The organism is Nostoc sp. (genome assembly GCF_036917155.1).
Taxonomy (GTDB): domain Bacteria; phylum Cyanobacteriota; class Cyanobacteriia; order Cyanobacteriales; family Nostocaceae; genus Nostoc.
The window spans coordinates 1-6,144 of the sequence record NZ_JBALDZ010000192.1; the positions used below are offsets into that span (position 1 = coordinate 1).

General features: G+C 43.4%; 6 protein-coding genes. 1 reads left to right on the top strand and 5 read right to left on the bottom strand.

Translation table 11 applies throughout. The features are described 5' to 3' along the window. Positions 1-112: 112 nt before the first annotated feature. The 5 genes from V7K67_RS24600 to V7K67_RS24620 form a co-directional block, all read right to left on the bottom strand. Positions 113-2,230, bottom strand: a complete 2,118-nt coding sequence (locus V7K67_RS24600; RefSeq protein WP_334729040.1) for a hybrid sensor histidine kinase/response regulator — start codon at positions 2,228-2,230, stop codon at positions 113-115. A 4-nt stretch (positions 2,231-2,234) separates the two neighbouring features. After that, positions 2,235-2,807, bottom strand: a complete 573-nt coding sequence (locus V7K67_RS24605) for a chemotaxis protein CheB (protein ID WP_334729041.1) — start codon at positions 2,805-2,807, stop codon at positions 2,235-2,237. A 310-nt stretch (positions 2,808-3,117) separates the two neighbouring features. Next, positions 3,118-3,261, bottom strand: a complete 144-nt coding sequence (locus V7K67_RS24610) for a metal ABC transporter permease (RefSeq protein ID WP_334705720.1) — start codon at positions 3,259-3,261, stop codon at positions 3,118-3,120. 44 nt (positions 3,262-3,305) lie between these two features. Then, a complete protein-coding gene (locus V7K67_RS24615) occupies positions 3,306-4,823 on the bottom strand; it encodes an ABC transporter permease subunit (RefSeq protein ID WP_335168776.1) in 1,518 nt (505 codons plus the stop codon). Positions 4,824-4,902: 79 nt separating this feature from the next. Continuing rightward, the gene (locus tag V7K67_RS24620; RefSeq protein WP_334705700.1) at positions 4,903-5,094 is read right to left on the bottom strand and encodes a hypothetical protein; all 192 of its coding nucleotides are present in this window, start codon (positions 5,092-5,094) and stop codon (positions 4,903-4,905) included. Here V7K67_RS24620 and V7K67_RS24625 point away from each other — a divergent pair. Continuing rightward, positions 5,081-5,836, top strand: a complete 756-nt coding sequence (locus V7K67_RS24625; protein WP_334705699.1) for an amino acid ABC transporter ATP-binding protein — start codon at positions 5,081-5,083, stop codon at positions 5,834-5,836. The two genes, V7K67_RS24620 and V7K67_RS24625, sit on opposite strands and share 14 nt — an antisense overlap. Positions 5,837-6,144: the final 308 nt, after the last annotated feature.

Consider the following 6,144-nt stretch of genomic DNA (forward strand, 5'->3'; position numbering starts at 1 on the left):
TCCCTGCTCCCTGCTCCCTGCTCCCTGCTCCCTGCTCCCTGCTCCCTGCTCCCTGCTCCCTGCTCCCTGCTCCCTGCTCCCTGCTCCCTGCTCCCCAGTCCCCAATTCCAAATCAACTCACTGGAACTTCCAGAGGCAGTTTTAATACATTGGCGACCGCAGCAATCAATTTATTAGGGTCAATTGGCTTAGATAAATGCTGCTGAAACCCTGCTGAAAGTGCTTCCAAGTGGTCTTCTTCTCGCGTGTATGCTGTTAACGCGATCGCAGGGATGCGTCCGCCTTTTTCTGGTTCTAAAGAGCGTAGTTTCCGAATTAGTGTATAACCATCTTGCTCTGACATGCCGATGTCGCTAATCAGGATATCTGGTTTTGCCTGCTCAAGTACTGCTAGGGCTTCATCAACTGATCCTACCGCAGTAGCAAAAGCCCCATACTCCTCAAACATAAAACTGAGAAAGTTACGGGTATCTGTCTCATCATCTACAACTAAAACTCTTAATCCAGCAAGAGGCGTAGATGCTGGGGAGGAAATTTTTCCTGTTACTTCCCTATTTTCCCTATTGTCTTGTAGCAATGGTAGTCTCACCGTAAAGGTTGCTCCTTGTCCACTACCTGAACTTTGGGCAAATATTGTACCCTTGTGCAGTTCCACTAGATGACGGACGATCGCTAATCCTAGTCCTAAGCCATTGTGCGATCGCGTTGTGGTACTGTCTGCTTGGCGAAAACGCTCAAATACTTTGGGTAAAAACTCGGAACTTATACCAATGCCTGTATCGATAACTTGAATTTGAGCATATTGGGATTTGGGATTTGGAATTTTGGATCTTAGATTACCGTTTTCATCAGTGTTTGAAGAGTCTAAATTTTCACTATCAGCTCCCAATCCAAAATCTGAAATCGAAAATCCAAAATAGGTTGACAGCTTAACTTCCACTCTGCCACCTTTAGGGGTAAATTTAATGGCATTAGTTAGTAGATTCCAAACTATTTGCTGTAAACGGGCTGGATCGCCATAAACTGACCCTACCGAAGTATCCAGCACAGTACTTAATTGAATATCTTTTGGTTCCGCTAGGGGACGCACTGCCTCTAAAGCTGCCTCCATCACCGAAATTAGATTCACCGCAGATACGTTTAACCGCAACTGACCGCGGATGATTCGGGATACATCCAAGATATCCTCAATTAGCTGCATCTGAGATATGGCGTTGCGTTCGATGGCTTCAAGGGCGCGGGAAGTGGCTTTGTCGTCAAGTTTTTTGGCGCGGAGGATTTTTGACCAACCAAGCATCGAGGTTAGGGGTGTGCGGAGTTCGTGGGAGAGAACAGCCAGAAACTCATCTTTCATCCGATTTGCCGCTTCTGCCTCTTGTCTAGCGGTCTGTTCTCGAATCACTTGGGCGCGGACTTCTTCTGCTTGTTTGCGTTCAGTAATATCTTCAAGGGTACCGACATATCCCAGCAATTCCCCTTGACTGGAAAGCATTGGTGATGAGCGGACTTGAACCCAACGGATGCTAGATTGAGTAGTTTGAAAGCGAAATTCTTCTGAGTAGTCCCGACCTTCACAAATGTAAGCAGACCAACTGGCGATCGCTCGTTCTCTATCTTCTGGATGAACAGATTCCAACCATCTCTTTTCTAAACTCTCTGCCGCTTTCAAGCCACAAATTGCCTGATAGCGGGGATTCGTATATTTACAGTCGCCTTCAGTATCAGTTTCAAAAATGCCGACTGGTGAGCAGGTACTTAGCGATCGGAATCGTTCTTCACTTTGTCTGAGTTCAGTATTCACAGCTACCAGTTGCGCTGCTTGTTGCTTGACGGCTTCTGTTTTCTTAAATAGTTCTACGAATACTATGACTTTAGAAGTCAAAATATTGGGGTCTAGTGGTTTGAGCAAATAATCAACTGCACCCAACGCATAGCCTTTAAACAGCATTTGGTCGCTGGTGCTAAAAGCGGTGAGAAAGATAATTGGAGTGTGACGCGATCGTCCCCGATTACGAATTAGGGTAGCAGTTTCAAAGCCATCCATCCCAGGCATTTGCACATCCAGCAAAATCACTGCAAAGTCTTGATGCAGCAGACACCGTAAAGCTTCTTCCCCAGAAGTAGCTCTCACGAGATTTTCCCCCAGTTTTTCTAGGATTGCCTCTAGTGCCAGCAAGTTTTCTAGTTTATCATCCACTAGGAGGATGTTGACTTTGGGTTCCATCTGCATCTGTTTATTTCTGTGATGAATAACAAAGTTTAACCATCTGGGAAGCAATGTTTGAGAGTGTCAAAATCCAGTCTACTGTAACAGCAGAAATTGCTGCTTCTGGCATGATGTCGCTCTCAGCTGTGGTAGGTTCTTGTACAATAGTAATTCCTCCCCGCGCTTTTATTTTCTTCAGACCTTGCATACCATCTTGGTTTGCTCCTGTCAATATTACACCAATAACTTGCTCTGTGTAGACATCGGCTGCCGACTCAAACAGCACATCAATAGACGGTCTGGCATAAGAAACAGGCTCATCAGTCGAAAGGGCAAAGTGACCTGGTTCAACCAGTAAATGATAATCTGCTGGGGCGATGTAGATATATCCTGTTAGTATTTCGTCCTTGTCTTCCACTTCGCGAATTTTCAACAAAGTGGATTCTTGTAATAACTCCTGGAGGGTGTTGCTAGACTCTTTGTGACGGTGTTGCACGATCGCGATCGGCACAGGAAAGTCTACTGGTAAATTCCCCAGGACAATTTTCAATGCTGATAATCCACCTAAAGAAGTACCAATTACTACAATTTTAAAGGACACTTGTTTCGCCCTCACACCTGCGGGATGTGGGTTACATAAAGAGTACTGAGTTCCGTTAGCGGTAGTGGGAGTCAGCACTCAGTAAGATGAAGAGTGCTGAGTACATAGTGCTGTACATGGATAGCGGGGCGTTTAGCCCGTGCTGAGTTGAAAGACCGCGCCACTTGCGGGCGGGGTATCAACCTTCTCCTGACCAAAAGATTCCACCCACAAGGGGCGGGGCTTTTACCATAGTGCAAAAGTATTGAGTATTCAATCTTCTTTACTCAGCACTCAGTACTGAGTATGGTAAATAGCAAAGACCTTTTCATCAGGTTTGCAACACCACAATGCAACCCCCAGTTGCACCACTGATATGATAGCTGATGTAAGTAGCCATAACACGATAAAATACTTCAGATACTATTGCAATTAGTATCATCTTGTTGAAAATATCTGTTAATAAATAAGCTATTTGTTCTCATCTATTCCGGCACTAATATGCTCTACTTAAAAATATTAGATATCATATTTATTCTGGTCTTTAACTGGATTCATCCACACTTCTAAGCGACTAAATGCCTGTGAGGAAAGTAACGTCAAACATAAATAAACTACCGCTACGCCTGCGTAAATCTCAAAGGCACGATAATTGTCAGCAACAATTAATTGCCCTTTACGTAGTAATTCTTCAAACCCAATCACAGAAACTAAGCTAGTATCTTTCAATAAACTGATAAACTCATTACCTAAAGGTGGAATCATCCGCCGGAAAGCTTGGGGAAAGATGACATAAATCATGGTTTGCATGGAACTTAAACCTAATGATTGTGATGCTTCTGCTTGTCCTGTTTCAATCGATTGAATCCCAGCACGGACAACTTCGGCAATATATGCAGCACTATTCAAACTTAAGGCAATTACTCCAGCGGTTAGGCGATCGAAAGAAAATGTCAAACCAAGTTCTTGGAAAATTGCAGGTAATCCAAAGTAAATCATAAAAATTTGCACCAACAAAGGCGTTCCCCGGAAAAAATCTACATAGGCCCTCGCCACCCAACGCACAGGCGCAATATGAGAAAGGCGAACAATACCAATCAGGGAACCGCCAATTAAACCAAATACTACAGAAAGTATCGTTAATTGTAATGTTACCAATGCACCCTGCAATAAGCTTGGTAAAGCCTGCAAAATTACGCCAATTGAAGTTAATATTTTAGGCGCACCAGCGTTAGCTTTATTCTCAAATGGTGATTTAGTCGGTAATAGAGGTGGTTCAACTTTAAACCATTTTTGATAAATTTGGGAATAAGTACCATTTTTCAAAACCCTATCTAAACCATTATTTATTAATGCTAAATTCGGTGAATTTTTAGCTGTAGGAATCCCGTAAAACTCCTCCGTCAACAATTGCTGTACTACTTTAATTCCCTGGAGATTGCCCGTATTAATTGCATATAAAGTAACAGGTGCATCATTAATTACCGCATCCACATTCCCATTAAGCAATTCTTGTAAAGCTAAAGGTGCTGAATCAAAACTGCGAATTTGTACCCCAGGAACACTTTTAGCCTTTGCAGCCCCAGTTGTACCAATTTGTACCGCAATTTTTTTATTTTTGAGACTGTCAAAACCAGTGATATCTTGATTATCTGTGCGAATTGCGATCGCTAACCCAGCCTTAAAATAGGGGCGGGAAAAAGAAACAGTCTTCGCCCTCTCCTCAGTAATTGTGATCGAACTAATGGCCGCATCTACCGTTTTGGCTGCTAAAGCTGGAATAATGCCATCAAAAGGCAGACTTTGAAAATTCACTTTAAAGTTAGCAGCAGTAGCAATCGCATTCATTAAATCAATCGAAAAACCCTGCAACTCACCACCTTGTCCTTTAAACTCAAAAGGTGGAAACGCAGGTTCCGTAGCAACCCGCAGAGTTTTCCCCGCGCTAGAGTTCACAGCACAGCTAACCAGTAACAAACAGCTAAAACTTATAACTAGAGATAAGCGTAGCCAACGGATAAAATTAAATTTAGCCATATTTCTCTCTCCCTCTGCGTTCTCTGCGGTTTCTTAAAACCTTACAATCAACTGTAGAGTAGCTTGACATAAGTATTCACTAACCCCGCACTGAAAAACAGATATCTGTCAGCGATGCCAACTGGAAACGGTTGGGACAGATATCGGCTAACAAGGTCAAACTAATCCGGCGTTCAACGGGTTTGATTGTTGCTTGATAGCTTCTGTAAAGCCGTCCTCCGCAACGCTTTAGGACGGGGTTTCCACCCACAATTTCGATGAACAATACCATCCCCGCGATTATTTTTGACAATATCGAAAAAAACTTTGGTTCCCTAAAAGTTCTCAAAGGAATCACCGGCGAAATCAACCAGGGAGAAGTCGTTGCAGTTATCGGTTCCTCCGGCTGTGGTAAAAGTACCCTACTACGCTGCTTCAACCGTCTAGAAACCATTGACAACGGGCGTTTAATCATCAACGGAATCAACCTATCCCGACCCACTGTCAACTATAGCCAACTGCGACAACTGCGAACACAAGTAGGTATGGTTTTCCAACAGTTCAACCTGTTTCCCCATCTCAGTGTCCTGGAAAATATGACACTCGCACCTCAGAAAGTATTGGGTAAAACACCGAAGGAAAGCGCCCAACTAGCGAGATTGTATTTAGAAAAAGTTGGCTTATCTGACAAAGCCTCTGCCTATCCCGAACAACTTTCTGGCGGACAAATGCAACGAGTAGCGATCGCCCGCAGTTTATGTATGAATCCCCAAGTTATGCTATTTGACGAACCCACCAGCGCCCTAGATCCTGAACTCGTCGGCGAAGTTTTGCAAGTGATGCAACAATTAGCCGCAGAAGGGATGACAATGGTAGTTGTCACCCATGAAATGCAGTTTGCAAAAGAAGTAGCCCATCAGGTGATATTTTTAGATAAAGGTATTGTGACAGAACAAGGCCCAGCCTACGAAGTACTGACCAATCCCCAAAGCGATCGCCTACGTATTTTCCTCAGTCGCCTCAACGTTAGATAGTTTGGAGTTAGGAGTTAGGAGTTTGGAGTTAGGAGTTTGGAGTTAGGAGTTTGGAGTTAGGAGTTTGGAGTTTGGAGTTAGGAGTTTGGAGTTTGGAGTTAGGAGTTTGGAGTTAGGAGTTAGGAGTTTGGAGTTAGGAGTTTGGAGTTTGGAGTTTGGAGTTAGGAGTTAGGAGTTTGGAGTTTGGAGTTTGGAGTTAAAGGCTTCTTTTGCACTCATAACTCATAACTCATAACTCATAACTCATAACTCATAACTCATAACTCATAACTCATAACTCATAACTCATAACTCATAACTCATAACTC

Coding starts and splice junctions, on each gene's coding strand:
- V7K67_RS24615 (WP_335168776.1), bottom strand. CDS start 4,823: ATGGCTAAATTTAATTTTATCCGTTGGCTACGCTTATCTCTAGTTATA.
- V7K67_RS24625 (WP_334705699.1), top strand. CDS start 5,081: ATGAACAATACCATCCCCGCGATTATTTTTGACAATATCGAAAAAAAC.
- V7K67_RS24600 (WP_334729040.1), bottom strand. CDS start 2,230: ATGCAGATGGAACCCAAAGTCAACATCCTCCTAGTGGATGATAAACTA.
- V7K67_RS24620 (WP_334705700.1), bottom strand. CDS start 5,094: ATGGTATTGTTCATCGAAATTGTGGGTGGAAACCCCGTCCTAAAGCGT.